Genomic DNA, 1,481 nt, shown 5'->3' with positions numbered 1-1,481 from the left:
GATATAGCGGGCTTTTTTGTGTCCAAAATTTGTATCGTGCCGCGAGTTATACCATTTACATTAAATATGTGATCTAATTGCTGGTCATTTCCTTACTTCAGTATCGATGAATAATCTCAATCTTGCAGCATTAGTTAAATCTGAGAAAACGCACGTAAACGTATGCGTTATCTCGCCTTACTTCATTTTACCGAAGGTCATTCTCGTACTGCTATAGCCAACACCCCAGGTCATGTGGCGTTAGATCGCATTGATGTTTGGTTTCAAGATGAAGCAAGATTTGGTCAGCAAAATACCACGACCCGCATTTGGGCAACGAAAGGAACCCGACCACGAGCGGTAAGGCAACAGCAGTTCGAATCAGCGTATTTATATGGTGCGGTGTGTCCTGCAACGGGCACGACAGAGGCTATTATTGCCCCGCATGCCAACAGTGAATATATGTGGGAGCATTTAACATTAATTTCAGAGGCTACCGAATCGGGTCGCCATGCTTTGGTCATCATGGATGGTGCAGGTTGGCATCAACAAGATCTGACTGAGGACTTTGATAACCTTAGTATCTTTAAGCTTCCGCCCTATTCGCCAGAACTCAACCCTATAGAACAAGTGTGGCAATGGCTTCGCCAGAATGAACTCGCAAATCGTTGCTTTAGTGGATATGACGATATTGTTGAGCAGTGTTCCATTGCATGGAATCGATTTATTGCAGAGCCGGAAAGGGTGATTCAACTATGTTCTAGACGGTGGACAAAATTGACCAATTAATTAATGTAAATGGTATTAATTCATCAATCTAGTTCACTCCTTAAAACATCAACACTGCAGGCCTTTGGGTTTTGTGCATATACGTCGTCTACAGATTCATTAAGCTACAATAGAAATCATACTTAGGTATCGATTTTTTTAACGTTTCCAAAGAAGAGTGCCATTACTGCATTTTGCTAGCAGTTATGTCTTTGGCCGATATTCTGTCCTATTTGATACTTTCATGGCTTTCATATTTGCTCAAATCAAATGGGGGATTTTGTCTTTCATAACAGGCAACTCACCAATGTCTCACATATAAATTTATTACCACAGCTAAATAGGTCCATTTTGTTCTAGGCCAGATATACGTTATAAAATCAGACCTGGTTTATCGCGCCAACATTACACTCTTGTTGTAACAAACTAGGCGTAACTGTAGGTTCATCATTGGCTATCTTGTAGTGATGTTTTCTCTATTGATTAGTTGGTTACCTTTTAATGATTATCGAGCTCCCTTCCTAAATAACAATAAACGTGAATATTCACATCGATAATACTGTCTAACTTTCATCCATCAATATCGGCAGATGCGGTTATTTGGTCCTTAGGTGCCACTTGCCGTTAATTGATGTCATGACGCAACTCTCTAGGGTTTATGTTGAATTGATAACGCTAAAGTGTGTCAGTACTCATTATTATTACCTCGATTATATGATTTGCCAAACATGATT

The 1,481-nt window shown here is 39.9% G+C and carries 1 pseudogene; it reads left to right on the top strand.

Annotated features, from left to right (window positions below):
- Positions 1–106 precede the first annotated feature (106 nt).
- Positions 107–768, top strand: a pseudogene (locus CXF88_RS14320) (IS630 family transposase).
- The last annotated feature ends 713 nt before the right edge of the window (positions 769–1,481 follow it).

Source organism: Shewanella sp. ALD9, assembly GCF_002836315.1.
Classification (GTDB): Bacteria; Pseudomonadota; Gammaproteobacteria; order Enterobacterales; family Shewanellaceae; genus Shewanella.
The sequence above is the reverse complement of the archived record's forward strand: the minus strand, read 5'-3'. Positions and strand labels throughout refer to the sequence as shown.